Origin of the sequence: Pandoraea sp. CB10b_02 (assembly GCF_002216225.1) — a bacterium.
Lineage (GTDB): Bacteria > Pseudomonadota > Gammaproteobacteria > Burkholderiales > Burkholderiaceae > Pandoraea > Pandoraea nosoerga.
The window spans coordinates 22706-46634 of sequence record NZ_NJGW02000028.1 but is presented as its reverse complement, the minus strand read 5'-3'; the positions used below and the strand labels follow the sequence as shown (position 1 = coordinate 46634).

The 23929-nt window shown below is 65.1% G+C and carries 26 protein-coding genes and 3 tRNA genes; 14 read left to right on the top strand and 15 right to left on the bottom strand.

The features are described 5' to 3' along the window. A protein-coding gene (locus tag CDN36_RS20625) for an IS3 family transposase (RefSeq protein WP_287497752.1) occupies positions 1-1150 on the bottom strand; the annotation gives its coding sequence in 2 pieces (ribosomal slippage) (positions 1-835 and positions 835-1150; 1151 coding nt annotated over the 2 pieces). This gene is flagged as partial in the annotation. A 220-nt stretch (positions 1151-1370) separates the two neighbouring features. Here CDN36_RS20625 and CDN36_RS20620 point away from each other — a divergent pair. From CDN36_RS20620 to CDN36_RS20605, 4 genes are all read left to right on the top strand, one after another. Continuing rightward, entirely contained in the window at positions 1371-1595 is a 225-nt protein-coding gene (locus tag CDN36_RS20620) for a hypothetical protein (RefSeq protein ID WP_287497751.1), read from the top strand. 21 nt (positions 1596-1616) lie between these two features. Beyond that, positions 1617-1847 (top strand): hypothetical protein, encoded by a 231-nt coding sequence (locus tag CDN36_RS20615; protein WP_287497750.1) that lies wholly within the window; start codon positions 1617-1619, stop codon positions 1845-1847. Between the two features lie 1339 nt (positions 1848-3186). Beyond that, positions 3187-3264, top strand: a tRNA-Thr gene (locus CDN36_RS20610). Position 3265: 1 nt separating this feature from the next. Next, positions 3266-3356, top strand: a tRNA-Leu gene (locus CDN36_RS20605). 332 nt (positions 3357-3688) lie between these two features. Here CDN36_RS20605 and CDN36_RS20600 read toward each other — a convergent pair. The 9 genes from CDN36_RS20600 to ybgC all read right to left on the bottom strand — a co-directional run bounded on the left by CDN36_RS20600 (position 3689) and on the right by ybgC (position 10545). Further along, positions 3689-3764 (bottom strand) — tRNA-Lys (locus CDN36_RS20600). Positions 3765-3869: 105 nt separating this feature from the next. Next, entirely contained in the window at positions 3870-4985 is a 1116-nt protein-coding gene (locus tag CDN36_RS20595) for a YeeE/YedE family protein (RefSeq protein WP_150554894.1), read from the bottom strand. A 326-nt stretch (positions 4986-5311) separates the two neighbouring features. Further along, the gene (ybgF, locus tag CDN36_RS20590) at positions 5312-6055 is read right to left on the bottom strand and encodes a tol-pal system protein YbgF (RefSeq protein ID WP_174966309.1); all 744 of its coding nucleotides are present in this window, start codon (positions 6053-6055) and stop codon (positions 5312-5314) included. Between the two features lie 10 nt (positions 6056-6065). Further along, positions 6066-6566 (bottom strand): OmpA family protein, encoded by a 501-nt coding sequence (locus CDN36_RS20585; protein WP_150554895.1) that lies wholly within the window; start codon positions 6564-6566, stop codon positions 6066-6068. Positions 6567-6596: 30 nt separating this feature from the next. Then, entirely contained in the window at positions 6597-7889 is a 1293-nt protein-coding gene (gene tolB / locus CDN36_RS20580; RefSeq protein ID WP_287497749.1) for a Tol-Pal system beta propeller repeat protein TolB, read from the bottom strand. A 101-nt stretch (positions 7890-7990) separates the two neighbouring features. Beyond that, positions 7991-8926 carry a cell envelope integrity protein TolA gene (gene tolA / locus CDN36_RS20575; protein WP_287497748.1) on the bottom strand — a complete coding sequence of 312 codons (936 nt, stop codon included), beginning with the start codon at positions 8924-8926 and terminating at the stop codon, positions 7991-7993. Continuing rightward, positions 8923-9357 (bottom strand): protein TolR, encoded by a 435-nt coding sequence (tolR, locus tag CDN36_RS20570; protein WP_150554898.1) that lies wholly within the window; start codon positions 9355-9357, stop codon positions 8923-8925. Before tolR ends, tolA begins: the two co-directional genes overlap by 4 nt. Positions 9358-9378: 21 nt before the next feature. After that, a complete protein-coding gene (gene tolQ / locus CDN36_RS20565) occupies positions 9379-10053 on the bottom strand; it encodes a protein TolQ (RefSeq protein WP_287497747.1) in 675 nt (224 codons plus the stop codon). A 39-nt stretch (positions 10054-10092) separates the two neighbouring features. Further along, on the bottom strand, positions 10093-10545 hold the full coding sequence (gene ybgC / locus CDN36_RS20560; RefSeq protein ID WP_150554899.1) for a tol-pal system-associated acyl-CoA thioesterase: 453 nt from the start codon (positions 10543-10545) through the stop codon (positions 10093-10095). Positions 10546-10842: 297 nt separating this feature from the next. Here ybgC and CDN36_RS20555 point away from each other — a divergent pair, with 297 nt between their 5' ends. Together CDN36_RS20555 and CDN36_RS20550 are read left to right on the top strand one after the other, a co-directional pair. Continuing rightward, positions 10843-11751, top strand: a complete 909-nt coding sequence (locus tag CDN36_RS20555) for an NAD(P)-dependent oxidoreductase (protein ID WP_277396673.1) — start codon at positions 10843-10845, stop codon at positions 11749-11751. A 310-nt stretch (positions 11752-12061) separates the two neighbouring features. Continuing rightward, the gene (locus CDN36_RS20550; protein WP_287497746.1) at positions 12062-12820 is read left to right on the top strand and encodes an IclR family transcriptional regulator; all 759 of its coding nucleotides are present in this window, start codon (positions 12062-12064) and stop codon (positions 12818-12820) included. A gap of 106 nt (positions 12821-12926) precedes the next feature. Here CDN36_RS20550 and CDN36_RS20545 read toward each other — a convergent pair whose 3' ends face one another. The 5 genes from CDN36_RS20545 to CDN36_RS20525 form a co-directional block, all read right to left on the bottom strand. Further along, positions 12927-13607 carry an SRPBCC family protein gene (locus tag CDN36_RS20545; protein WP_287497745.1) on the bottom strand — a complete coding sequence of 227 codons (681 nt, stop codon included), beginning with the start codon at positions 13605-13607 and terminating at the stop codon, positions 12927-12929. Continuing rightward, on the bottom strand, positions 13576-14106 hold the full coding sequence (locus CDN36_RS20540) for a glycine cleavage system transcriptional repressor (protein WP_150554902.1): 531 nt from the start codon (positions 14104-14106) through the stop codon (positions 13576-13578). Before CDN36_RS20540 ends, CDN36_RS20545 begins: the two co-directional genes overlap by 32 nt. Positions 14107-14321: 215 nt before the next feature. Further along, the gene (locus tag CDN36_RS20535) at positions 14322-14984 is read right to left on the bottom strand and encodes a phosphoribosyltransferase (protein ID WP_150554903.1); all 663 of its coding nucleotides are present in this window, start codon (positions 14982-14984) and stop codon (positions 14322-14324) included. A 117-nt stretch (positions 14985-15101) separates the two neighbouring features. Continuing rightward, complete coding sequence (locus CDN36_RS20530) at positions 15102-15854, bottom strand: sulfite exporter TauE/SafE family protein (RefSeq protein ID WP_150554904.1); 753 nt, start codon at positions 15852-15854, stop codon at positions 15102-15104. Between the two features lie 335 nt (positions 15855-16189). Beyond that, positions 16190-16891, bottom strand: coding sequence for a phosphatase PAP2 family protein (locus CDN36_RS20525; RefSeq protein ID WP_287497744.1), 702 nt, complete (start codon positions 16889-16891; stop codon positions 16190-16192). A gap of 430 nt (positions 16892-17321) precedes the next feature. Between CDN36_RS20525 and CDN36_RS20520 the strand changes: the two genes are divergently transcribed. The 8 genes from CDN36_RS20520 to CDN36_RS20485 all read left to right on the top strand — a co-directional run bounded on the left by CDN36_RS20520 (position 17322) and on the right by CDN36_RS20485 (position 23903). Further along, complete coding sequence (locus CDN36_RS20520) at positions 17322-18947, top strand: restriction endonuclease (protein WP_287497743.1); 1626 nt, start codon at positions 17322-17324, stop codon at positions 18945-18947. 196 nt (positions 18948-19143) lie between these two features. Beyond that, positions 19144-19629 (top strand): DUF2501 domain-containing protein, encoded by a 486-nt coding sequence (locus tag CDN36_RS20515; protein WP_287497742.1) that lies wholly within the window; start codon positions 19144-19146, stop codon positions 19627-19629. Positions 19630-19789: 160 nt separating this feature from the next. Continuing rightward, positions 19790-20434, top strand: a complete 645-nt coding sequence (locus CDN36_RS20510; RefSeq protein WP_150554907.1) for an FMN-binding negative transcriptional regulator — start codon at positions 19790-19792, stop codon at positions 20432-20434. A 102-nt stretch (positions 20435-20536) separates the two neighbouring features. Next, positions 20537-20695: a hypothetical protein gene (locus tag CDN36_RS20505; protein WP_174966312.1), complete on the top strand. Its 159-nt coding sequence runs from the start codon at positions 20537-20539 to the stop codon at positions 20693-20695. Positions 20696-20746: 51 nt separating this feature from the next. Beyond that, positions 20747-21712 carry a DNA/RNA non-specific endonuclease gene (locus tag CDN36_RS20500; protein ID WP_287497741.1) on the top strand — a complete coding sequence of 322 codons (966 nt, stop codon included), beginning with the start codon at positions 20747-20749 and terminating at the stop codon, positions 21710-21712. 74 nt (positions 21713-21786) lie between these two features. Further along, positions 21787-22068, top strand: coding sequence for a hypothetical protein (locus CDN36_RS20495; RefSeq protein WP_287497740.1), 282 nt, complete (start codon positions 21787-21789; stop codon positions 22066-22068). A gap of 1314 nt (positions 22069-23382) precedes the next feature. Beyond that, entirely contained in the window at positions 23383-23550 is a 168-nt protein-coding gene (locus CDN36_RS20490) for a hypothetical protein (protein WP_174966313.1), read from the top strand. Further along, on the top strand, positions 23535-23903 hold the full coding sequence (locus CDN36_RS20485) for a hypothetical protein (protein ID WP_287497739.1): 369 nt from the start codon (positions 23535-23537) through the stop codon (positions 23901-23903). Before CDN36_RS20490 ends, CDN36_RS20485 begins: the two co-directional genes overlap by 16 nt. Positions 23904-23929 lie beyond the last annotated feature (26 nt).

The window sequence follows — 23929 nt, the reverse complement described above, 5'->3', positions numbered from 1 at the left end:
TTCAGGGCTTTGTGCGGGTGGCGCTCATTGTAATGTTCAAACGCAATGGCCAGACGCGAGAGCGCCGTTGGCGCGTCGGGCTTGTCCATATAGGCGACGTAATTGTGCTTCATGGTCTTCACGAACGATTCAGCCATGCCATTGCTCTGCGGCGAACGTACGGGCGTGGTCAGCGGCTTCAGGCCCAGCTCGCGCGCGAAGCTGCGCGTGCGATGGTCGATGTAGGCCGAGCCGTTGTCCGTCAGCCATTCGATGGCCTGCGCCGTCTGCGTGGTGCCGAAGCGCTGCTCGACGGCCGCCAGCATCACGTCGCGCACCACGTCGCCGCTATGCCCGCCGGTCGTAGCAGCCCAGCTAATCGCTTCCCGGTCACAGCAATCCAGCGCGAACGTCACGCGCAGCGGCGTGCCATCGTCGCACCGGAACTCGAAGCCGTCCGAGCACCAGCGGGTATTGCTCCTATCCACGGCCACGCGACCGTCGTGCCGCCGCTTGTCTCGCCGCACGCCGGGACGACGCAGCAACAAATGGTGCTCACGCATGACCCGATACACGCGCTTGTGGTTGATGCACGGTGCGCCGACCATCTCGCGACTGCGGCGCAGCAGCGCCCAGATGCGCCGGTAGCCGTAGGTTGGCAGATGCGCCACGTGGCCATGGATTTCCTCGACCAGTTCCGTGTCGTCGGTGGGCTTGGCACGGCGACCGTCTTGCCAGTCAGACGAACGAGCCTGCTTCACTGCCACAACAGAGCGCGCCACGCCGAGAACTTCGCAGACCGTTTTCAATGGTCGTCCCCCGGCAGCAAGGGCGAGCGCGCAATCAGGTTTTTTGAACGGCCCCATTCCACGGCTTCCTTCAGGATTTCGACTTCCATTGTCTTTTTCCCGAGCAGCCGTTGCAGCTCCTTGATTTCCTTGATGGCTGCAGCCAACTCCGATGCGGGCACTACGGTTTCTCCCGCTTTCACCGCCGCCAGACTGCCTTCCTGGTATTGCTTGCGCCAGCCGAACACTTGGTTCGGATTCACGCCGTGCCGCCGGGCCACGGCTGACACCGATGCTCCCGGTGCCAGCGTCTCCTGCACGATGGCGATTTTTTCCTGCGCCGTGCGCCGCCGACGGCGCTCCGGCTCGGTCAGAATTTCGATGGGTTCCACGTAATGATTAGGCTTACTGATAGGCACAAGACTATCCGTTATTTTAAGAGAGTCCTTGTGTCCTCAGATACGTGGGGCCGCTCCAGGTCATCAATACGATATGGCCGAAAGGCGTGATGCATGGGAAGCCATTTTGCCCAGCAGACGCTGCTTACAGAATCAACAAAGCCATTACGGCAGGCAAATCAATTGATGGATTGGGATGGTAGTCATGCCTGAGCAGAAGAGGATGGTGCCGATATTCGTCGTCGCAGAGCAAGGCCTTGTGCCATACATTGCGCCGAATTCGCTTGAAGCGGTACGCGCGTCAGCGCTCGCTCAAATCAACACCTACGCTGGAGCCAAGCGCAAGGAAATCGCAGGCACAGCAGTCCTTGCCGAAATGAGGAGAAAAGCGGAATCGGCGCACGCGGAGCTGATGAAATCAGTTGCCTAACGATACGAAAAGGAGATCTAGATGAAGAAGGTAGTAATCGCAGTGTCCGTAATGACCATTGCAGCCTCAGCCATTCTGGCTGGCTGCATTTCAACGTCAGTGACCGTGCCGGTGCAGGTCAATGAAGGGAGAGCGACCAACGTGGCCGACGTTGTGACGAGCGAGAACCGAGCCACACAGTCAACACAGACGGACGGCGTTGAGCAGAAGCAAGGATGGGATGAGGGAGATAGGCAGTCATCGGGGCAGTAAAAGGCCATCCGGACATATGCCCGGATGGCGGCGTTGAGCCCCCATGCTCGCAGCCAGGACGCCTCGGAGGAAAGGCGTAGTGCCATGGGGTGTACGATTCCCGTCCCACACAAGAATCGCCCCAATTTCTCATTGTTATCCAGATAGCAGATAAAAAAGAGCCCGCGCAAGGCGGACTCAATACCCAGCTAGGACGCTCCGAGACACGCGTAAATGCGCGCCCTAACAGAGAGAAGCATGAAAATTATCTCTGAGCGGTGGCAATCCGCAAATGGGGCTAAGCCCAATTTGGTCGCGTGAGGATCACTATCGCGTCTCGTTCGCCAACGGCTCTCTCGCCTGCGCCTATTGCCGTGAATCCACATCGGCAAAAAAAGAGCCCGTACGGGGGTACGGGCTCAAAAGCCCTCGTCGGGGGGCGAGAGGAGAGACACATCGATCTTGAGCGCCAGTATTCTCCAATAGCGTAGGAGACCCTTGAATAGGGCTACGCCCATAACCGTCAAGAGACGTTCCTCGGGGCGCAGATGGTGGCTTCTGCCGATTGCCTTCAACACTCTTTGAGGATGCGCCTATGGTCGAGAACACCCTCCTGCTGGCAGGTTAATGTGGAACGATCGACAAAACCCTTCCGCGGCATATGCGGAGCTAGGTTATCCATTAGGAAGTTCAACATGCACAACACAGGGAGAGGCTTATGGCAGAACGTTCAGATGCCACACTGGGCGGAGTGCTCGTGGTATCGCTGGTTGTCGCAGGTTGCCTGCACTCGTTTTCAAGGTTTGTCGGGGCCGATTTTGCCACTACCGCAGAAGCGGCCGGCCGGCTAGCCATCATTTTGGTACTTACGGGCTTGCTTATGTACTCTTTGCAGCCGAATTGGTGGGCCCCGTGCGTCGCGGGTGCATTGGCGATGCTATGGCCCTCGTGGTGGCCCGTTTTGAAGAGTGTTGCAGCGGGAGGGCGACCTCCAGACGAGTATCCGGCACCGATGTTTGCGGCTTGGTACACGAAAGCGTTTTTTCTATGGGGGGTGGGAGTGGCGATTGTCGCAATACTGGCGTGGTTGACATATCGCGCATGGGATTTGCATCTGAGGTATTGAGCGTTCGTTTTGCCGAACGCGTACCTCGTAGGCTGGGAATTGAACATCTGGATGTCGCCCCCCGTACGATGTAGGCGGCAAATGTTGCTCAAGCATCCGGCAACGGTGTGTTTCCGTCCCCGTATCGGACAGAGCCACTGAGCCGCCGACGGTACCAGCCGGTTCCGGATGATAGCTCAACGGATAGAGCGACAGTCCAATACGCAGGTTCGACTCGTGCATGCCTCGCCAAACGGGCCTCTAGTTCACGCAGCTTAGAGCAGCGAACTCGTAATTCGTTGGTTCCGCGTTCGACTCGCGGGAGGCCCACCATACCCGAGTGGTGAAATTAGTAGACACCGCAGACTTAAAATCCGCTACGCCTTCCTCGGCGCGTGCCGGTTCGAGCTCGGCCTCGGGTGCCAATCCGAAGTCTTGAATGGACGCTCAGGCCGATTTCGCTCAGTGTCAAAACTCGCGCAATTCGGTGTCAAATCGCTCGCGACGTTACACCCAGCGGCATGCTCAGTTGTGCTGATGGGCGAGCGGGGAAGCTGGCGCGATTCGCTGACACCTGCGGGAGGCGTTGGCGCTCGATCAATGGACGAGGCGAGGTCATTTATGGCGTTGCCGGACGCTCAGATCATGAGCGCAGCAGCTTCGCCGAAGTGAGGGCGAATCGCGGCGAAGGCAGAAAAACCCACACCCGCAAAAATAAAAAGGGGGGTTCGATTTCTCGCAACCCCTTGAATTCGTTTGGTAGGCCGTGCAGGATTCGAACCTGCGACCAACGGATTAAAAGTCCGCTGCTCTACCAACTGAGCTAACGACCCAACGAAGAAAAAGATTATAGCGTCGTGCTCGTTATAGTGTCAAGATGTGTGCGACGCAGATATGTCCGTTTCGACACAATTTCCCGCGCGATGCGCAATATCCGGTCAAACGCTGCGTTCAATGCGCCACATCTGGTACTTGAATGCGCAGACGCCGCCCACGAGAATTGCGGCGATCGCGACGAACGAGCCGAGCGCCAGCGTCGACACGCCGGACAGGCCTTGGCCGACCGTGCAGCCCAGCGCCGTCACGCCGCCAAAACCCATCAGCACGCCCCCGACCATGTGGTTCGCCGTGTCTTCCGTTCCCTGGAAACCCTCCCAGCGGAACGTGCGCGAGACCAGCGCATAAACGAACGACCCCGCGATCACGCCCAGTACACTCGCAATGCCCAGCGTGATCACGTTGCTCGTGTCGCTCCACATCATCAGCCAGTACATCGTGTACGCCAGCGGCGACACGAACGAGAGCGCTTCCATCTTGCCGGAGTTCGTCGCGACGAAACTCTCCTCGAGCGTGTTCGGATTCTCGGCGACGTAGCCGACCTTGCCCGATACGTACCACAGCGCCACGATGATCGCGCCCACGACCAGGCCGCCGAGCAGGTGGTCGAACGTCCAGAATTCGCGCCGGGCCACGGCCGCCGCGACGAAGGCGCCGCCGACGATCAGGCCCAGAATGAGTTGCGCGCGATGCACGTCGCCGCCGAAGGCGCCGCCGAGCAGGGTCGGCAGATCCTGCGAGGTGGCAAACGTCGTTTGCACACTGTCGATGGCGGCCACACGCAGGACCGCGAAGACACCCTTGAGCGTCATGTAGGCAGACACCGCGATCATCACGAAAACGAGCAGCGACTTGAGGTTGCCTCCGCCGATGCGCACGAGCGTCTTGCTCCCGCAACCCGACGCGAGCACCATGCCGAAGCCGAAGAACCAGCCGCCCACCAGATACGACAGCCATGTGAAGCGCGGCGTCGTGTAGATGGCCTTCACGGGATCGATGACGCCTTGCGAGGCGAGCACGCCGGTGCCGATGGTCGCCACGCCGATGGCAAGCCACCACATGCGCATGCGGTTCCAGTCGCCGATGTTCACAATGTCGGAGAGCGCGCCCATCGTGCAGAAATGCGTGCGCTGCAGTACGGCGCCGAACACGAAGGCAAGACCAAAGGTGAGCCACACGACGGTGTGGGAGAGGGCGGTGAGATCGACGTCGGTCATGAGACTGGAGGCAAAGAGAGGTATCGGCCGCGACCGGCCGTTCGGTGCATTTGTGCGAGCCACGGGGCGTGGTCGCTTTGTTATTGTCGGACGCGCCGCGCAGGCCTTGCGCGGACCCGTCATGGGCGCGCTCGCCATGCCACGCGAGCCATCGGCCCGCGCGCATCCCCTTCAGGCGCCGCGCCTCGAACGCTTGGAAAGTCCGTATTCTACTTGAGGTCTCGCCCGACGCCCGGAAACGACAACGCCGCCCTGAAGGCGGCGTCGTTCGTTTGACGAGTGTCCTCACACGGCAGGCTGGTTCGCGCAGCCGGCCGAGGGGCGTTCTACTTCAGCTTGGCCGCACGTTTCTTGGCCTCCGCTGCGGATTCGGTGTCCGGGTACTTGGCCATCAATTCCTGCAACGTTTTTTTCGCTGCCGCAGTCTGCCCGGATTCCGCCTGGTTGCTGGCAATCGCCAGCATGGCCTCGGCGGCCTTCGGGCTCGTCGGGTACTTCGTCACGATCGCCTGCAGCGTCGCGGTCGAACCCTTCAGATCCTTGTTGGCGTACTGCGCATTGCCAAGCCAGAACTGCGCTTCGGGTTGATACGGGCTGTCAGGGTACTTGGCTGCGAAGGTCCGGAATGCCGTTTGCGCCCCCTTGTAGTCACCGTTGCGGAATTTCGTCAGCGCGGCGTCAAAGACGTCTTTTTCGCCCGGCTGGACGGTGCCCGTGACACCGCCGACGGTCATCTGCTGCGGTTCGAACTTCTTCAGACGACCATCGAGATCGGTGTAGAAGTCCTTTTGACTTTGCTGCAGGTTCGCAAGCTGGTTTTTCAGATCTTCGTTCTGGCCGCGCTGGTCGGCCAGATCACGCTGCAACTGCTGGATCTGATTGTTCAAATCCAGCACGTTGCGCGTGAGCCCCTCGATCCGTTGCTTGTCCGCATCCAGACGGCTACGGATATCGAGGATCGCTTTGCGCGCCTCGTCGTCGTCGAACAATCCGGCATGCGCGAGCGGGCTCAGCACCGCAGTGCCGAGCGTCGCCGCGCAAATCAGGTTTTTAAGCAAACGAGACGTCATGACGATTCAATCAATAAGCCAGATCGACGCGACGATCCTGTGCCCAGGTCGCTTCGTCGGTGCCGGTGGCCTTTTCCTTGCCGAGCGAAACGGCTTCCATCTGGCTGGCGTTGGCGCCCAGGGCCGTCATGGTCTTCAGGACGGCTTCGGCACGCTTCTGACCCAGCGCCAGGTTGTACTCGCTCGTACCGCGCGGGTCGGTGTTGCCCTGGAGCAGCACCTTGCGTTGCGAGTACTTGTTCAGGAAGTTGGCGTGCGCCTGGAGCATCGGCGAGTACTGGCTGTCGACGGCATAGCTGTCGAAGCCGAAGTACACGCTGCGCTTGGCGAGCGGGCCGTTCGGGTTGTTCAGTTCGGCGGCCGAGGCGTCGACGGGGGTGACGGCGCGCGCGTCGGTCGTGGTCTGACCCTTGTTGGCGTTAGCCTGGTCGTCGAGCTTCACACCCGAGGAGCAAGCGGCCAGAGCGGCCAGCGAAGAGATGGCGAAGATGCTACGAAGCAGGGAACTCATATGAGCCTCCGATTGATGTTGCTGTTGATGTTATTGCATGAAGGGGCCCCAGGAGGGTTCGCGAACTTCCCCTCCCCGGACCTGAAGAATCTGCCGGGTTTGCCCGTCCACCGAGACTGCCGCGAGAACCTTGCGGCCTCCCGACTGCGTTGCATAAAGAATGTATTTGCCGTTCGCGGCGAAACTCGGTGACTCGTCGTGGCCGGTGTCGGTCAGAGTCGTAACATCGCCAGTACTCATATCCTGCACGCACAGCTTGAATCCGCCACCCTGACGCGAGATGAACGCGAGCAACTTGCCGTCGGGGCTGATTCGCGGGCTGACGTTGTAACTCCCCTTGAAGGTCACGCGCTGCGCGCCGCCTTCGCCTTCGCCGCCGGCCGGCATCTTGTAGATCTGCGGACCACCGCCACGATCGCTCGTGAAGTAGATCCATTTGCCGTCCGGGGAATACTGCGGTTCGGTGTCGATCGCGCCGCTGCGCGACAGACGCTTGAGGCCGCCGCCATTGGCGTTGACCTGATAGATCTGGGTGTTGCCATCGCGCGAGAGCGCCACGGCGAGCTTGCTGCCATCCGGCGACCACGACGGTGCCGAGTTGTTGCCGCGCTCGTTGGCGAGCACCGCGCGCCGGCCCGAGGGCAGGTCGTGGATGTACACCACCGGCTTGCGCCTCTCGAACGAGACGTAGGCGACCTTCGTGCCGTCCGGCGACCATGCCGGCGAGATGATCGGTTCGCGGCTGTTGAGCGCCACGCGGGCGTCCTGGCCGTCGGAGTCGGAAATCTGCAACTGGTACGTGTTGCCGGTGTGCAGCACGTAAGACAGGCGCGTGGCGAACACGCCGCGATCGCCCAGCAGCTTCTGATAGATGTAGTCGGCGATCTTGTGCGCCGTCAGGCGCAGGTTGGCCGCCGAGGACGTGAGCGCCAGGCCGCCCAGGGGCTGCCCGTTGACGGCGTCGTACAGACGGAAGCTGACCTGGAAGTTGCCGTTACCGGCCGGTGCGATGGTGCCCGAGACGAATGCGTTGGCGCCCTTGGCGCGCCATGTGCCGAGATCGACCGAATCGTCCACACCGACCGATGCGCCGCCCGTGTCGATCTGGTTGAAGCGTCCGCTGTTCGTCAGGTCGGCCTTGACGACCGAGACGACGTCCGTCGGCGCGGTGCCCTTGAAGTTCGACACGGCAATCGGGTATCGGTTGGTACCGACGCCGTTGATCTCGACGGTAAGCGGGGTCTGCGCATGGGCGATCGTGCAAGCCGCGGTGAGCCAGGTGGCCACCAGCGCACGCCATGCATATTTACTGGAAATTCGCATGCGTTCGATTGGTCAGTTGACGCGGTGCAAGAGGCATTTTTACCACATCCGGATGAAAATGGACTCGCATCGCTCGGTTTTCGTTCCCGTTTGGCAACAGCTCACCCCTTGGGGCGGAGGCGGATGTCGAGGTTCGGGGGCGGAGCCTTGCCGTCGACGCCGCGCGGCAAGGGGTCTGATTTCTTGATGGCGGCCATGGCCGCGGCGTCCCAGGCGGGGTTGCCGCTCGACTTGGTGAGCGTCATCGACAGAATGCTGCCGTCCGGGGCGATGCGCACCGCGACGATCGCCAGCGGATTACCGGTGGTGTCGCCGGCATAGGCGATATTCGGCATGACCTTGGCGCGCACGCGCTCGGCGTAGCCGGCCGTCGACGTGCCGCCGCCGCCTGCGCCCGTGCCGCCCGCTTGCGTGCCCAGACCGTTGCCGTTGGCGCCCGGCGTGCCGTTGGCCATGCCGCGCAGCGCGGCCAGACGTTCGTTGCGCGCGGCCTCGGCCGCCTTTTGCGCCGCCGCCTGTTGCGCGGCCTTGGCCTTGGCTGCCTTCTCTTCGGCGGCCTTCTTCTCGGCGTCGGCCTTCTTCTGCGCCTCGGCCAGTTGCTGCTGCTTGAGCTCGTCGGCCTTCTTCTGTTCGGCCAACTGCTTTTGCCTGAGCGCTTCCTGGCGCGCTTTTTCTTTTTGCCGCTCGGCCTCGAGCAGGCGCGCCTGTTCGGCCGCTTCCTGCTCCTGCTTGCGTTTTTTCTGCTGCAGCGCGATGTCGGCGTCCTCTTCGGGGCGCGGCGCCGGCACGGCAACGGCCGGAGGTGCGGGCGTCGGCGGCGGCGTTACGACCTGCGGTGTGGGCTGCGCGAGCTCTTCCGGCGTCCATAATTCGGCTTCGGAGCCGGCGGGGGAACTGTTCTGCCAGCGCATGCCATAGAAGAGCAGCGCGAACAGCAGCGCGTGCATGAGCAGCGCGAGAAGAAATGCCCGCCCCGTGCCGCGCTCATCCTTGCGCGGACCGATGGGACGGTCGGAACGGCCTACGGTGGTGCTCATTTCTGCTTGACGAGCAGGCCCACACGCTTGACGCCCTGGGCCTTGAGATCGGACATCACGTTCATGACGCTTTCATAGCGCACCGACTTGTCGGCGGCGATGACGACCGGCTGGTCCGGATTGGCCGCCTGGCGGCCTTGCAGGAAGCCGGTCAGGTCGCCGGCGCTCATGCGCTGCTCGATGGTGTTCTGACCATCCTTGTAGCGCACGAGCATGCGATTGTCCGCTTCGATGTTGACGACTACCGGCGGCGTCTGCTGCTGTGGGCTCGCGTTGGCGACGCTCGGCAGATTGACGATCGACGGCGCCACCAGCGGGGCGGCCACCATGAAGATGACGAGCAGCACCAGCATCACGTCGATGTAGGGCACGACGTTGATGTCCGCCATGGCGCGACGGCCGCGGCGAGCGTTGCGCATAGAACCTGCCATGTCTCGGCGCTCCCGGAGTGCTTAGTGAATCTGCCGTTGCAGGATGTTGGAGAATTCTTCGATGAAGCTCTCGAAGCGGATCGACAGCCGGTCGATGTCGGTAGCGAAGCGGTTGTAGGCGACCACGGCGGGGATCGCGGCGAACAGACCGATGGCCGTGGCCACCAGCGCCTCCGCGATGCCCGGTGCCACGTTGGCGAGCGTGGCTTGCTGGACGTTCGACAGGCCGCGGAATGCGTTCATGATACCCCACACGGTCCCGAACAGGCCAATGTACGGGCTGACCGAACCGACCGACGCGAGGAACGGCAGGTTGGCCTCGAGCGAGTCCATTTCACGTTGATAGCAAGCTCGCATGGCACGGCGTGCGCCGTCGAGGATCGCGTGCGGATCGCTCAGGCCCTTCTCGCTCGCCTTGATGTATTCGCGCATGCCCGATTCGAAGATTCGTTCCAGCGCGCCGGTCTGATGGCGGTTGTTCAGCGCGCTTTGATAAAGCGCCTGCAGATCGCCGCCGGCCCAGAAATCGCGCTCGAAGCGCTCCGTCTGGGTGCGGGCGCGGCGCACCGCAAAGATCTTGCGGAAGATGTGCGTCCACGACAGCAGCGAGAGCAGCAGCAGTAGGCCCATGACGGCCTGGGCAAGCACGCTGGCATGCATGACCAGCGAAATGATGGAAAGGTCTTGATCGGGCATGGTGTGGTGATTGACTGACCGGAATGCTTGTTCTTGGAATCAGGCGTTCGCCGCGGCATTGGCCGTTGTCGCCGCCGACTGCATGGCAAGGCGCACGTGCGCCGGAATCTTTCCAGGGCGCAGCGTGCGGGCGGCTACGCAGCCGATTTTGATGGTGCCGCGCGCCAACAGTTCGCTGGTGCCGTCCGGCGCGTGACGCCAGGCTTCCTGGTGAAAGTCCACCGAAGCCCCGCCAACGCGGTCGATGCGGCTTCGGATGTCGAGAAGATCGTCGAGCCGGGCGGGGCTCAGGTAGTCGAGGGCAGTGGCGCGCACGATGAAGATCATGCCGGTATGGCGGGCCAGTTCGTATTGCTCGATACCAAGCGAACGGAGCCACTCGGTGCGGGCCCGTTCAAAGAATTTTAAGTAGTTGGCGTAGAAGACGACGCCTCCGGCGTCCGTGTCCTCGTAGTAAACGCGAATTGACCAACTGGTATCAAAATCAGCCATGCCGCGCATTGTATCGGAACCGGGCAACAACGCCAGTCACGGAAACACAATTTTTCAAACGTCGGCAACGATCGAGCGCTTACGGTGTGTTTTTGATGGCGAGAGGGCGCACCAAATTGGGGCAAACGGGCGGCAATGCCCCGTGTGACGGGCGACGGCGCTGGCGTGGGCGCGTCGCCCGTCTCTATAATGACGGCTCGCAAGCCCCCTGAAATTCCCATGCGACCCGGGCGCGCACGCCTGTTCGCGCGCGCCTTTCGGTCCTCACCAAGCGAAACCACCTGCGAGGCCCTCGAATTGACTTCCCCCACTTCCCCAACTCCTGCTTTGCGTGTCGCCTTCCTCGGCCTGGGCGTAATGGGCTATCCCATGGCCGGCCACCTGCTGCGCGCCGGCCACACGGTCACGGTCTATAACCGGACCGCCGCGAAGGCGCAGCAATGGGTCAAGGAGTACGGCGGCGCCTGCGCGGCCACTCCGGCCGCGGCGGTCCGCGACGCCGACATCGTGGCCGCCTGCGTCGGCAACGACAACGACCTGCGCAGTATCGTGCTCGGCGAGCAGGGCGCCTTCGCCGGCATGAAGGCCGACGCGGTCTTCGTCGACCACACCACGGCCTCGGCGGACGTGGCGCGCGAACTCTACGCCGCCGCGCGCGAGAAGGGGCTGCACTTCGTCGACGCCCCTGTCTCGGGCGGCGAAGCCGGCGCCAGGAACGGCGTGCTCACCATCATGTGCGGCGGCGACGCGCCGGCATTCGAGCGCGTCGCCCCCACGCTGGGCGCCTATGGGCGCGCCGTGACGCGCATCGGCGAGGCCGGCGCCGGCCAACTCGCCAAGATGGTCAATCAGATCTGCATCGCGGGGCTCGTGCAGGGGCTGTCCGAAGCGATCAACTTCGGGCAGCGCGCCGGCCTCGACATGCCGCTGGTGCTCGACGTGATCAACAAGGGCGCTGCGGCGAGCTGGCAGATGGACAACCGCGGTCAGACGATGATCGACGGCAAGTTCGACTTCGGCTTTGCGGTCGACTGGATGCGCAAGGACCTCGGCCTGTGTCTGGCCGAAGCCCAGCGTAACGGCGTGTCGCTGCCGGTGACGGCACTGGTCGATCAGTTCTACGGCGAGGTCCAGGCGCTGGGCGGCTCGCGCTGGGATACGTCGAGCCTGATCCATCGTCTGCGCGTGCTCTGCGGCAAGGCCTGACGCGCGCCGGTCCGGCGTCCGGCCGTCGGCGGGCGTCGGTGGGCGTCGGTGGGCGTCGGTGGGCGTCGGATACGTTTTGGATATCGGGGAAACCCCGGGGATAGCACGCATCGTCAGGGTTTGGCGATTGGCACTAGAATTCGGAAAACGGGACGTCGCGGCGCGACGGCACGGCGGTACGTTGACGTAGCAGCGCGGGAGCGGGCTGGAGCGGTGGCGTTCGAAGTGCCCGAGAATGCCTGGGCCAAGGGAGACCGCCGCGAGCGATAACGACCTAGAAGACAACTCGACCCCGATATCCGACACCGACATGAGTAATCAGTCGAACGCCGCGGCCGTCCGCGCATTTCGCATTCTCGAAATCCTCAGCGCTGCGGGCGCCCCGATGACACTGGCGCAGATCGTGGCCGCCATCGGTCTGCCCAAGCAGACCGTCCATCGCATTCTCAAGCAGCTCGAAGCCGCGTGGCTGGTGACGCGCGAGGCGGGCAGCCGTCACTACGAGCCGTCGTCGCGCGTGCGGGCCATGGCCGTCAACGCGCTCATGCACGCCGGGCCCGCGGCCGCGCGCCACGCGATTTTGCAGCAACTCGTCGACAAGCTCGGCGAGACGTGCAACCTGTCGATGCTCTCGGGCGACGACCTCGTCTACCTCGACCGTGTGGAGACCGAATGGTCGCGCCAGCTCAAGCTCTCGCCGGGCTCGCGCGTGCCGCTGCATTGCACGGCGAGCGGCAAGCTGCTGCTGGCGTACCTGCCGCGCGCGCGTCGAGAAAAGCTCATTGCGCACCTGCCGCTGCGCCCGCGTGCGGAGAACACGATCACCGATCTCGAAGATCTTCGCAACGAGCTGGCAGACACTCGCAAGCGCCGCATCGGGACCAACAACGAAGAGCACGTGCCGGGCATGATCGCCGTGGCCGTGCCGGTGATGCTCGATCGCAACCGTGCATGCGCGGCCATCGCCGTACAGGCGAGCGCGCAGCACACCACGCTCGAAAAGCTCATGACGTATCTTCCCGACCTTCAGGAAGCGGCCGAGACCATGGCGGCAACGTTCAACGAGTAAGGCGCGCGGCGCTCCGCGCCGAAGGGCTCGCCGAGCGCGACGGGCAAATCCCGAAGGGGCAACCAAAGGACAACCGGCGGACGAAGGCTGGCGAACGTGCGCCGCGTCACTGCGCCCGTGCTGCGCTGGCGGCCGTGGCCGGGATGGCCGGGCTTGCCGGATTTGCCGGACTCGCCGCCGGCGCGGCCGCGGAGGCCGCAGAGGCCGCAGAGGCCGCAGAGGCCGAAGCGCCGAGCACCCTGGCCAGTTGCCGGGCGCCTTGCGCCGATTCGGCGCGCATGCGCGGACCGACGAAGAGCGGGTCGAGTATCAGGAACAGCAGATTCGGCGTGCGATAGATAAAGTCGCGCTCGAAGCGCGTGCCGGAGCCGTCGGGCGTCAGCGTGTAGCGCACTTGTGCCGAGGGGCGCCGATTGACTTCTGCCTCGGCCCGCCAGGTCAGCGGCGGCTTCGCTTCGATCACTCGCCAATGGAGGATGCCGTGCCGGCCGGCGAGGCGGAATTCCTCGGCCACCTCGTCGCCGAGCGCGAGCGGGCGGTCCGTCGTGCCTTGCACCGCGAGCGATGCCGGATGCCAGGCCGGCCAGTTCGCGGGCGTCGTCACATAGTCGTAGACCGCCTGCGGCGGCGCGCGCAGCGTCACCACGGTGACGACATGCGTCTGGCGCTCGAACGGCAGTGGCAGCAGCGAGAGCAGGGCCATCACCGCCACCGCCCCGAGGACGAACAGGAAGGCGCGCTTCATCGGTGCGCGCTCACGCACCGGCAGGCGAATCGAGTTCGACATCGACCATGAGGTCGTCGGCCAGGCTCTCCAGGACGTCGCGCAGCGCCTCGGTCGTCACGCTCGCCGGCACGCGAAGCCGCGCCGTGGCGCGAAACAGCGTGCCTCCCGACATCGACCCCTCGACGCACTCGGTCGCGAGCTCGTCGATGCTCACGCCGCGCGAGAAAAGCACATGCGAGATTTCCTTGACGATGCCCGGATGGTCCTGCCCCACCAGATCGAGTTGCAGCGTGCGCGCGGCGGGGTCTTCGGCGGCGCTTTGCGCGTGCGTGACGGCGATGCGCAGGCCGTGTGTCTGCAGCGCATGCAGCGCCTTCGTGAGCGGCTCGGCCTGATCGTCGGGAACCTGCAGATGGATGATGCCGGCGAACTGGCCGGCCAGATTGGCGAGACGGCTCTCGAGCCAGTTGGCGCCTGCGGCGGTGGCGCGATCGGCGATCGCGTTGACCAGCCCCGGACGGTCCGGGCCGATCACGTTCAGAATCAGGGACGTCGTCATCACAGGCTCCATCGACACTGAGGGGCAAGAGGCGGCGCAGGCGACACGCCGGGCCCGCGTGTTCATGCAATGGACCGTGGCGCGCATCAGGCTCAAGTGTAGTGCAATCGCGGGGGCCGCCGCTACGGCCGGGGCCGGACGTGCCTGGCACTGAGCGCACCGAGGGCGCAGAGGGCGACGAGAGCGATGAGAGCGATCAGGGCAGTCGGTGGCGATCAGGAGCGGTCGGCCGCCATGCCGAGCAGGGCGATGACGGTCGCGTCGTCGGTTTGCACGAAATCGTCGTAGGCGAGGCTCACCGCGTAGAACGGCTGCGGCGTCTCGAGACACACGACGGCGTCGGCGAGCGTGGCCAGTCGTGCGATCGCGTCGCGGGCGCCGACCGGCGCGCACGCGATGAGCGGCGTTGCGCCAAGACGCCGCATCGCACGCAAGGCGGCAATCATGGTCGCGCCGGTGGCAATGCCGTCATCGACCAGCACCACGGGACGCCCATGGACGTTGGGCGCGCCGCGGCCCGGCGTGTAGGCCTGGCGCCGCTGCGTGATGAGCGCGCGCTGCCGTGCCGTTTCATGCGAGAGGTACACGCCGGTGGCGCCGAGCGAGAGGGCGTGGTCGGCGAGAAAGATGCCGCCGAACTCGTCGACCGCGCCGATGGCGAGCTCGGGCTGGTGTGGCGCACGCAGCTTGTGGGCGAGCAGCACGTCGAGCGTGCCGTTCAACTGACGTGCGACGGGCAGCGCGACAGGGACGCCGCCGCGCGGAATGGCGAGCACGAGCGGCGGCGCGCAACGCGCGAGCAACTCGTGCGAGGCGAGCACTTCGGCCAGCGCGTTGCCCGCGGCGGCACGATCGAGAAACGAGGCAACGGCAGGCATGGCAGCGATGTGGGGGGAGATTCCTCATCGTACCGCCGCTTGCCGCCGTCCGTATGCGCCGAAGTGTATCCGTTTGTGACGGCCGGGGTGGGCGTGGCGGCCAGGTCGGCGCACCCCTTAGCGCGCGAGCAGTTCCGGTACGGTGCCGACGAGCAGCGTCACGCCCGAGCAGGCGAGCAGGGCGAGCACCATGCGCCGGAACACATGGTCGGAGAGGAACCGGTAGGCCCACGCACCGAGCAGCGTCGGCACGATCATCGCCGGCACCGCGATCGCGAAGACATGCAGCGTCTCGGTCGTAATCACGCCGTGTACGGCGTACAGCGTGATGGTCAGCGTGTGCATGACGATGAAGAAGATCTGCATCACGGCGCGCTGCATGTCCTTGTCCCATCCGCGCAGCGTGCACCACAGCGTGGGCACCACGCCCACGAGACCGCCGATGCCGCCCATCACGCCGCCGATGAAGCCGACAACGCCATCTGCCGCGCGCCCGCCGTGCGAGATGCGCGGCAGATGGGCGCAGAGCAGGAGGATCGAGCAGTAGACGACGAGCACCGCGCCGATGCCGGCCCGGAACCACACCGGGTCGAGGTAACGGAGAATCCACACCCCGACCGGCACGCCGAACAGCCCGCACAGCACGAACGGGGCGAGGCGCCCGAGCGGCACGGCGCGTCGTGCCGCGCGCAGGCCGAGAATCTGGCCGACGAGCGAACAGAATGCCGCGAGCGGGCCGGCCAGCGTGGGCGGCAGCGACCAGGCCCAGAACGACAGGGCGACGAGGCTGAACGCGAAGCCGGACAGGCCTTGGACGAAGCCGGCGATGCAGGCGCCGGCAATGAGAGGGAGCAACGTGTCGACAGTCATGAATCGGGCGCGGCGGGCCCATCTTGCAACGCACATTGCGGCCAGTGGAGCGGCGTCATGTCGGCGAATCCGCGCGGCGCGCGGCCACATGGGCCGAACGGGCGTGGGAGCGACTTGGACGGCGCGCTGCGTCGCCGGATGCGGGTCCGCAGGGCTTGGCAAGGCGAGGGCACGGATGGGGCCGTCGCGGGGCGGTCTCGGTGTTGTTGCGTGGGCGGTGAGCCGCCCACGGCTTTTGTTATCGGGTTCTGGATTCTGAATTCGCCATTATCCGGTGATCGCGCCTGCTGGCAATAGGGAACCGGCTGTTGTGGGACGCTCGGCGACCGTGCGCCTCATGCCGCGCGCTGCCCTTGCGGCCCCCACCGCTCCCATGCGGCGACGAAGGCCGTGCCGACCGCGATGCCGAGCGCCGCGCCGGCCAATGCATCGCTGACCCAATGGTAGGCCGCCGCGATCTGGCCGAACCCCGTCATGGCGACGGCGATGGCGCAGGGCCAGCGCAGCACCCGATGCCGCAGCGCCACGACCGTGGCGAAGGCGAGCATCACCGTGAGATGCCCGGAGGGAAACGAGGCGTAGGCCGCACCGTCGCCGCCGAACCAGTTGAACGCGAAGACGCCGTCGCGCAGATACGACGGGTTGTCGCGAATCCAGGTGGCGGGCCATGTGCGTCCGAACACGAACTTCAGCGTTTGCTTGAGCACGCTGCCGACGCCCACCGCGCCGCCGGCGAGCCACAGCGTGGCGGCCCATCCGGGCAACATGCGACGCCGGAGCAGCACCGCTGCGCCAACGGCGAACGTCGGCCAAGCCAGCACGAAAAGCGGCGAGGGCAGCTCGGCAATGCGCTCGATCCAGCGCGTGCCTTGCGTGTAGACGTGTGCGGCGTCCACCACCGGACGGTCGATCCAGGCAATGGCGGCGAGCGTGAGCAGCAGGCACGCGAGGGCGGCGCGCAGGCACGCGACGCAAGCGCCGGGAGGGCGGGGCGGGGAGGACGCGGTGGCACGCGGGTCCGGAACGGATCGAGTCATGGCAGGTATGGGGGCGCAGGCGCCGCAGAGCCGAAGGAGAAGGTGAACGCCCGGAAATGTCCGGAAACCCCAGGGGAAACGCTGACAAGCACCGAAGAGCACCGGGGAGCGCCGGGATGCGCCGGGATGCGCCCCAACGCCGCCGCCCCGCAGACTGCCCCCGTCCCGTGGCGATTTGATGACGATCAGGGCGCCGGCGTTGCGTTCGTGACATGCTCGGGTTGCAAGGGACGGAAAGATTTCTTTGCTCGTTGAGGCGGCATCGTCCTACAATCGTCCCCTACGTCATCGTCGGGGATACGGGGCCGATGTAAGCGTCGGAAGTTTGCGTCGGGTATTGACGTCGAGTATGACGTGCCGCCCGGCGGCGTCGCTCCGAGATCGTTTTTCGTTGGACAAAACAATACCAATATCGCATGCGGGGGCAGTAGTGGATCGGGGATTCGAGGTCGTCATCGACCGTCTGGCGCGCGAATTCTGGCGCGCCGCACACACGCGCGAACAACAACGCGCCGCATCGGAGGCGCGCTCGCTGGCGCCGGTGCGGGCTCTGGATCAGGCGCAGCGCGCCCTCGACGAGGCAGGCGTTGTCGACGCCGCCGCGCGCGAGCGTCTGCAACTCGCCGTGGGGCAGGCCGATGCGGCCGCCCGAAGCGCACGGGCCCGCTACGAAGTGGCGCGTCTCGAGCGCCTGCTCGCCGACGGCCTTGCGCGCGATCTGCGTATCCGGCCAGCCGACCTGCGCGCCAGCAACACGCCGCCGGTGCTCGACACCCGTCGCCTGCCCAAGATCCTCGCCAAGCCCGAATGGGAGACCTTCGCGCCCGAGAAGCCGGGACGACTCGCGCTGGCCATGCCCGGCGCGTCGGCGCGTTACGAGCAGGCCGTGGCGAAGGCGCGCAGCGAGTTCGTACACGCCGAGCGCGAGTACGAAGCGTCGAAGATACGTCGCGCGCAAGGCTCGATGATTCTACAGATCGCGCAGCAAAAGGCGACCGAAGCGGCGCGCGCCGAGAGCGCGCGTCACAACGCCGCCGTGGCCGAGTTCGAGGGCGCATTGTTACGAGGCGAGGCGGCCGCCATCACCGGTTACGCGCGTATCGTGCTGAGCCGCAGTCCGTATCCCGAAGCGTTCACGCAGACGCTGGCCGCGCACTACGTCGAGAACCTCAAGCTGCTCGCCGTGGGCTATGACGTCCCGACCATCGACGCCATGGTGCCTACCGCGCTCGATTATCACTACAACGCCGCCGAGGGCGCGGTGCATGGCGTGCCGGCCGGCGAGGCCATGCGCGCCCAGGTATACGCCAGCGCACTGCGCCAGATCCTGCTTCGCTCGCTGCACGAATTGTTCTCGGCGCAACCGCTGCGGCAGGTGAGCGCCATCGTCTTCAACATATACGCCGGCGAGGGCGAGGCGCGCGCATGTCTGGCGAGCGTACACGCGGCGCGCGCGGACTTCGCCGCGCTCGCGCTGGCCGAGGGCGACCCCGCAGCGCATCTCGCCGCGCTGGGAGCGCGCCTTTCGCCGCGCCCCGAGGCGCTGCAGCCGGTCACGCCCGTGGCCGGCGTCGACATGACGCAGGCGATCACGGACGAGAAGGTCGCCGTCGATCGGCGCTTTAACCTGGCGACGCTCCCCGACAAGGACTTCACGCAGGTCATGTTCCACCTGCTGCGCTCGCATGGTTTCGAGGGCCCGCCGCTGCTGCCGGGCGAGAATGGCATGCTGAGCTGTCGGGCATGGGACCCGCACCCGATCTTCGGCGGCGACGTGGTCGTGCACATTCACCGGGCGACGGGCCACCGCCACCGTCTGGGCATGGGCACCGCGCGCGCGATGCTCGCCGAAATGCAGCAGATCGGCGCGGCGCGCGGCATGCTGATCACGACGGGGACGTTCGAAGACGGTGTCGAGGAGTTCGCGCGCGAGCGCCGTATCGAACTGCTTGCCGGGCATCATCTCGTCTTCCTGCTCGGGGAGAACGCGGGCGTCGACGCGAGCGTCGACGTGCCGGAGACGACAGAGACGGTGGAGACGGCAAGGATGGCGTAGACGGCTGCGTCGTTGTTCCGACGCGTCTGACACGCCGGCGCGCCGACGGCGCGAGGGCAATGTGAAGGGAGTGGCGTGGTGTCCTGCTATAGTGGGTCCACCCCGCCCACGCCACATCCACATCCACATCACGGAGGTTCGTATGTCGCGACGCATGAAAGGTTCGGTCAAGGTTGGCGCCACCCGGAGATCCCGCATGGGGCTCGCGAGCGCGGCAGGGCTCGCATTCATGCTGACGCTGACCACGCCGCTGCCGGCGAACGCGCAGCTCGACATGCTCAAGAACGCCATTGGCGGGGGCGGCAGCGGCGGTAATTCGGGCGGTAGTGCCGGCGGTAGTGCCGGCGGGCTGGCCGGCAGCCTCGGCGCACTGGGCTCGACCGGGTCGCTCACCTCGGGCAGCATCGGCAACGCTACCGGCGTGCTGCAGTTCTGCATCAAGAACAACTATCTCAACGGGGCCAATCTGAGTTCGGCCACCGACGTCAAGGACAAGCTCCTCGGCAAGATCGGTGCGCAGTCCGGCTCGCCCGCCGCGAGCCCCGGCTATCTCGACGGCGCCAAGGGATTGTTGTCGTCGCCCGACGGCAAGACCGTCGATCTGAATGGCGGCGGACTCAAGGAGCAGATCACGCGGCAGGTCTGCGGCAGGATTCTCGATCAGGCCAAATCCTTCCTTTGACGCTTTCCTGATTCGCGGGCCATGCGCCGGGCGGCCGCATGGCCGGTGGCTCCAAAATAATCATCTGTTTTGGGTCTTTGCCGAGGGCCAGGGGCGGACGTACCCTACGCGTTATTCCCGCCATGCCCGCCATGCCCGCCACCCTTGTCCGGAGTCGCAGATGTACCAGCCCGCCGCCTTTACCGAGGAACGCCCCGAGGTCTTGCATGACCTCATTCGCGCCCACCCGCTCGGCCTGCTCGTGAGCGCCGGCGCAGCGGGGCTGAGCGCCGATCCGATTCCGTTCCTGATCGATCCGGCCGAAGGGGAATTCGGGACGCTGCGCGCGCACCTGGCGCGGGCCAACCCGCATGTCGCGTGCCTGCATGAGGCGCAAGAGTGCCTAGTCGCGTTCACGGGGCCGCAGGGCTACATCTCGCCGTCCTGGTACGCGGCCAAGGCCGAACACGGCAAGGTGGTGCCGACATGGAACTACGCCGCCGTGCACGCGTGGGGCAAGCCGCGCGTGATCGACGACCCCGCATGGCTGCGGCGTTTTCTGGAGGCCCTTACACACTCGCAGGAACAATCGCTGCCGGCGCCGTGGGCGGTGGGCGACGCGCCGGCCGACTTCATTGCCGGCATGCTGCGCGCGATCGTCGGCGTGGAGATCCCGATCCGGCGCATCGAAGGCAAGTTCAAGATGTCGCAGAACCGGGCGATGCCGGACCGTATCGGCGTGGTCGAGGGTCTGCGCGCGCGCGGCGCGTACAGCGAGCCGCTGGCGGCGCTCGTCGCCGAACGAGGGGACGTTCCTAAAAGCTGAGTCGATTCGCCGGTAACGAAACGAAACAATTCCGTGGGCGGGCAAGCGGGGCGCACCGCCGCGTCCGCGCATACAATGCGGCATTCCGACCCGGACGCCGTGATGAAAACGTTGCTCGTCATGCTTGTAGTGGCGCTGTGTCTGCTCCTTCTTGCGCAGGCGTGGGCGCCGAGCGCGCAGGCAGACGAGTGCGACAATCTCGGCCCCTCGCAAACGTTGCAATGCGCGGCTTACGGCGCGGCGAACGTCGTCCCCGAATAGCCGTTCATCCGCTACAATCGCACCCCCTCAAGTCTTACCCTCAGCAGTGCGATGAAGCAGTCTCGATGGACGGCCACCGCAGTGCGCGCAAGCCGCTTGCGCGCGATGGCCGGGCAGTTGGCAATCTCGCTGGCGGTCGCCTCCGCCTCCCCCTTTTCCACCATTTCGCTCGTCGCGTTCACCGCCTTCTCGGTTCTCCCGCCGTTGGCGAGTCAGGCCGTCGCCGCAACCACGGCGTGCGGCGATCACTACTGGGCCGGCGCGGCGCCCGACATCACCAACGCGGCGGTGGCCCGCCAGGCGCGCGAGGTGTGCTTCAGCGCCTTCGCCGTCATGCACTCCGGCGTGACGCGCACGCCGCTGTGGTCCGCAGAACGCCTGACGCGCGCGAGTCTGACCGACGCGCGCGAGATCGGGCGCGTGGACAACTTTCACGCCGAGTCGCGTCTGCCGCCCGACGAGCGGGCCGAATTGCGAGATTACGTGCGCTCCGGCTACGACCGCGGACACATGGCGCCCTCGGCCGACATGCCGGATGCGCAGGCGCAGGCCGAGAGCTTTTCGCTGTCCAACATGGTGCCGCAGAACCGCGAGAACAACCGCTATCTGTGGGCCGGCATCGAAGCGAGCGTGCGCCGGCTCGCACAGCAGCGCGGTGAACTGTTCGTGATCACGGGGCCGCTTTTCAAGGGCAAGACGATCGCGCAGATCGGCGATCGCGTCATGGTGCCCACACAACTGTTCAAAGTCGTCTACGATCCGAAGCGCGAGCAGGCCGGCGCGTATCTCGTGGCCAACGAAGCGACCGGCGATTATTCTGTGGTGAGCGTAGCGGCACTCGAAAAGCTGGCCGGCATCGATTTCTTCCCCGGCATGCCCGCCGAGGTGAAGAACACCGCGATGCGGCTGCCGGCGCCCAAGGCAGCGGGCGGTGGCGGTAAGCGCCGCGAGCCGGACGTGCCGACGTATCGCGAAGTGCAGACGGTGCTCGACGTCTTGCGTGCGATCCTCCGCTAAGCGGAGGGCGGCCCGGCCGCACTGCCCGAACCCGCGACTGCCGCGACTGATTTCCCCCGATTCAGGAGTCACCGATGTCCGCATCGCCATCAGCCAACGCCACGTTCACCCCATTCGCCAACGACGCCGACGCGCTCTCGATCGGCGAACTGAACGTCGAAAATCATGCCGATCACGTGGCCGTATTCGGCAACCTCGAGATCCGCCGCGACGCCGAAGGCCTGCGCCGCGCCCAGGCACTCAAGGCCGTGCTCGACGCGGTGGTGGCCGAGCTGGCCGGCGCCGATCTGCCCGAGCATGCGCCACCGGCCAGCCGCGCGACGGCACGGCGGGTCGACAATCCGTTCGAATCGTAGCGGCGTCGATCGGACCGCTGCGGCTGCATGAGAGGCCTCGGAGGGAAGTTCAGGGGCTCGGCGGCGCTTGCCGCGTTGGCAAGGAATGCGCCGCCCCCCGGATTTACCCGCGATTGGCCGAATATTTGAAGAATCGATGTTGCGGTGCACGACGGCGTTTCGTGCGGGCTGCGCTGTCCTTCGGGCCGCCCCCGACGGGCCGCACAGGGCCATTGCCTCGGGTGCGACGTGCGTCGCACCGCCACCGGCGCCGGACCGGTGAATTCCACGGTTCATGCGGGTTGCGCGACAACTTGTCGCACCTGCGACATTCTGTCGTATTGACACGCTCGCGCATAAATTGGCAATCGCGTCACGGTGACGGTTTTCCGGGGCGACTTGTCCCGCCTCGAATCGTCTCGAATTCGGCGCGAAGTCCGCGTATGACATGCCGCGACGCAGCACGGATGAGGGGTTTACGGCAAGTCAGCGAAGCGCATACTACTCATGCGTCTCGTCGATTCCGATAGCGTGAGTCGATGACCGGCAAGGCTACGAACACTAAACAACGCGAGGTAACTTATGCACATCCGTTGGAAAAAAGTGTATTCGAGTGGTTGGGGAACGATTCATCACGAAGCACCCCGTTCCCATCGCAGCGCAACCGAGCGCGAGCAACTCTTTCAACGTCTGTTGGCAATCGCGATCGCCTGTAGTGTCGGCGGCTTCGTCCTCTTGTCAGTAGGCGCGGCCTTCCTGGGACGCTAAGTCACCCATCTTCCTTTTCGTGTGCGGCGCCGCCTCCGGCGGATTGCCGCACCACGTTGCCTCATTTACCTCCTCACCTCGTGCCCGGATCGGCGCGCCCGCTCGGACCCGTCCGGGCCGGCGGCGTTTCGGCGCCCGCTCTGCCTTGAGCGCTTTGCCTGGATCATTTCAAACCGGCTCGCGCACGGAATTGAAACGTTTTGTTACAGCCGTTGCAGCGTCGGGAAATGTTGGGCAGCGCCCGTTTTCCATGTTTTCGCGTGAAATGCCGTTAAAGTCCCGGGCAGACGGATGTTAAATCCGTTTATCGTGCGTCGGTTGCGTCGATATCCATCGCCAATGACGACGTCTTTCTCGTGGTTTCTCCGCACCATTCGGCAAGTTCACGCTATTGCAATTCCACAAGAATAGTGACATCTTGAAGCGACGGCGCTATGTCGGAATTTCAGGTATTTCCGGTATCGGAAATCGCCGGATGCTCCGGATTGTCTTGCGTCTCGGAAGTTTCGATAAAGAAGAAAAAAGATCAGTCACGCGGGCCGCTTTGATTGTTTTGTGAGGTGCGTCATGGAAATTCGCTGGGAGAAGCTGTACTCGGGCGGATTGGGTCGTTTCTACGACACTTCGGAGTCGAGCCGCCGTCGGGCACGGCGCGCACAACTGGCATGGTTCGGCGGCGTCATTTCGATCGGGGTTGTCATTGGCGCCATCGCGATCGCATGGCGCTGGATCTGATGTCCGGAATGCGGCATGTTCGCGCGGTCGCGCTGGGGCTGTCCGGCGTGGCGCTGAGTGCGTTCGTGCACGCGCAAACGCCTTCTGCCACGGCGCCGGCGGAACCGGTCGACGCGTCAGGGCGCGCGTGCGGGGCTATCCGGGCGCTGCCGGCCGACGTCACCCATTATCGCTACGAGGTGACCAACCTCTGCGCCCGCCAGATCACTTTTTCCTGGCGGTGCAATAGCACGCAGGCCGAGCAGTCTCTGGACGTAGCCGGCAAGGGCACCCAGCTCGCCACCTGCGTCAAGGCGAGCGGGGCGGCCGGGGAGATCGTATTCCGTTTCGGGCCACCGGGCACGGGCGACTGACTCCCGTTCCCCCGTTGTCCCCGTTG

Bases quoted from the DNA above. Each gene is read 5' to 3' on its own strand.
- tolR (WP_150554898.1), bottom strand. From the start codon at position 9,357: ATGGCAGGTTCTATGCGCAACGCTCGCCGCGGCCGTCGCGCCATGGCG.
- CDN36_RS20515 (WP_287497742.1), top strand. From the start codon at position 19,144: ATGGGGCTCGCGAGCGCGGCAGGGCTCGCATTCATGCTGACGCTGACC.
- tolA (WP_287497748.1), bottom strand. From the start codon at position 8,926: ATGAGCACCACCGTAGGCCGTTCCGACCGTCCCATCGGTCCGCGCAAG.
- CDN36_RS20500 (WP_287497741.1), top strand. From the start codon at position 20,747: ATGAAGCAGTCTCGATGGACGGCCACCGCAGTGCGCGCAAGCCGCTTG.
- CDN36_RS20525 (WP_287497744.1), bottom strand. From the start codon at position 16,891: ATGACTCGATCCGTTCCGGACCCGCGTGCCACCGCGTCCTCCCCGCCC.
- CDN36_RS20510 (WP_150554907.1), top strand. From the start codon at position 19,790: ATGTACCAGCCCGCCGCCTTTACCGAGGAACGCCCCGAGGTCTTGCAT.
- CDN36_RS20495 (WP_287497740.1), top strand. From the start codon at position 21,787: ATGTCCGCATCGCCATCAGCCAACGCCACGTTCACCCCATTCGCCAAC.
- ybgF (WP_174966309.1), bottom strand. From the start codon at position 6,055: ATGACGTCTCGTTTGCTTAAAAACCTGATTTGCGCGGCGACGCTCGGC.
- CDN36_RS20595 (WP_150554894.1), bottom strand. From the start codon at position 4,985: ATGACCGACGTCGATCTCACCGCCCTCTCCCACACCGTCGTGTGGCTC.
- CDN36_RS20485 (WP_287497739.1), top strand. From the start codon at position 23,535: ATGGCGCTGGATCTGATGTCCGGAATGCGGCATGTTCGCGCGGTCGCG.
- CDN36_RS20545 (WP_287497745.1), bottom strand. From the start codon at position 13,607: ATGTCGAACTCGATTCGCCTGCCGGTGCGTGAGCGCGCACCGATGAAG.
- CDN36_RS20620 (WP_287497751.1), top strand. From the start codon at position 1,371: ATGCCTGAGCAGAAGAGGATGGTGCCGATATTCGTCGTCGCAGAGCAA.
- CDN36_RS20535 (WP_150554903.1), bottom strand. From the start codon at position 14,984: ATGCCTGCCGTTGCCTCGTTTCTCGATCGTGCCGCCGCGGGCAACGCG.
- ybgC (WP_150554899.1), bottom strand. From the start codon at position 10,545: ATGGCTGATTTTGATACCAGTTGGTCAATTCGCGTTTACTACGAGGAC.
- CDN36_RS20490 (WP_174966313.1), top strand. From the start codon at position 23,383: ATGGAAATTCGCTGGGAGAAGCTGTACTCGGGCGGATTGGGTCGTTTC.
- CDN36_RS20505 (WP_174966312.1), top strand. From the start codon at position 20,537: ATGAAAACGTTGCTCGTCATGCTTGTAGTGGCGCTGTGTCTGCTCCTT.
- CDN36_RS20585 (WP_150554895.1), bottom strand. From the start codon at position 6,566: ATGAGTTCCCTGCTTCGTAGCATCTTCGCCATCTCTTCGCTGGCCGCT.
- CDN36_RS20550 (WP_287497746.1), top strand. From the start codon at position 12,062: ATGAGTAATCAGTCGAACGCCGCGGCCGTCCGCGCATTTCGCATTCTC.
- CDN36_RS20540 (WP_150554902.1), bottom strand. From the start codon at position 14,106: ATGACGACGTCCCTGATTCTGAACGTGATCGGCCCGGACCGTCCGGGG.
- tolQ (WP_287497747.1), bottom strand. From the start codon at position 10,053: ATGCCCGATCAAGACCTTTCCATCATTTCGCTGGTCATGCATGCCAGC.
- CDN36_RS20530 (WP_150554904.1), bottom strand. From the start codon at position 15,854: ATGACTGTCGACACGTTGCTCCCTCTCATTGCCGGCGCCTGCATCGCC.
- tolB (WP_287497749.1), bottom strand. From the start codon at position 7,889: ATGCGAATTTCCAGTAAATATGCATGGCGTGCGCTGGTGGCCACCTGG.
- CDN36_RS20615 (WP_287497750.1), top strand. From the start codon at position 1,617: ATGAAGAAGGTAGTAATCGCAGTGTCCGTAATGACCATTGCAGCCTCA.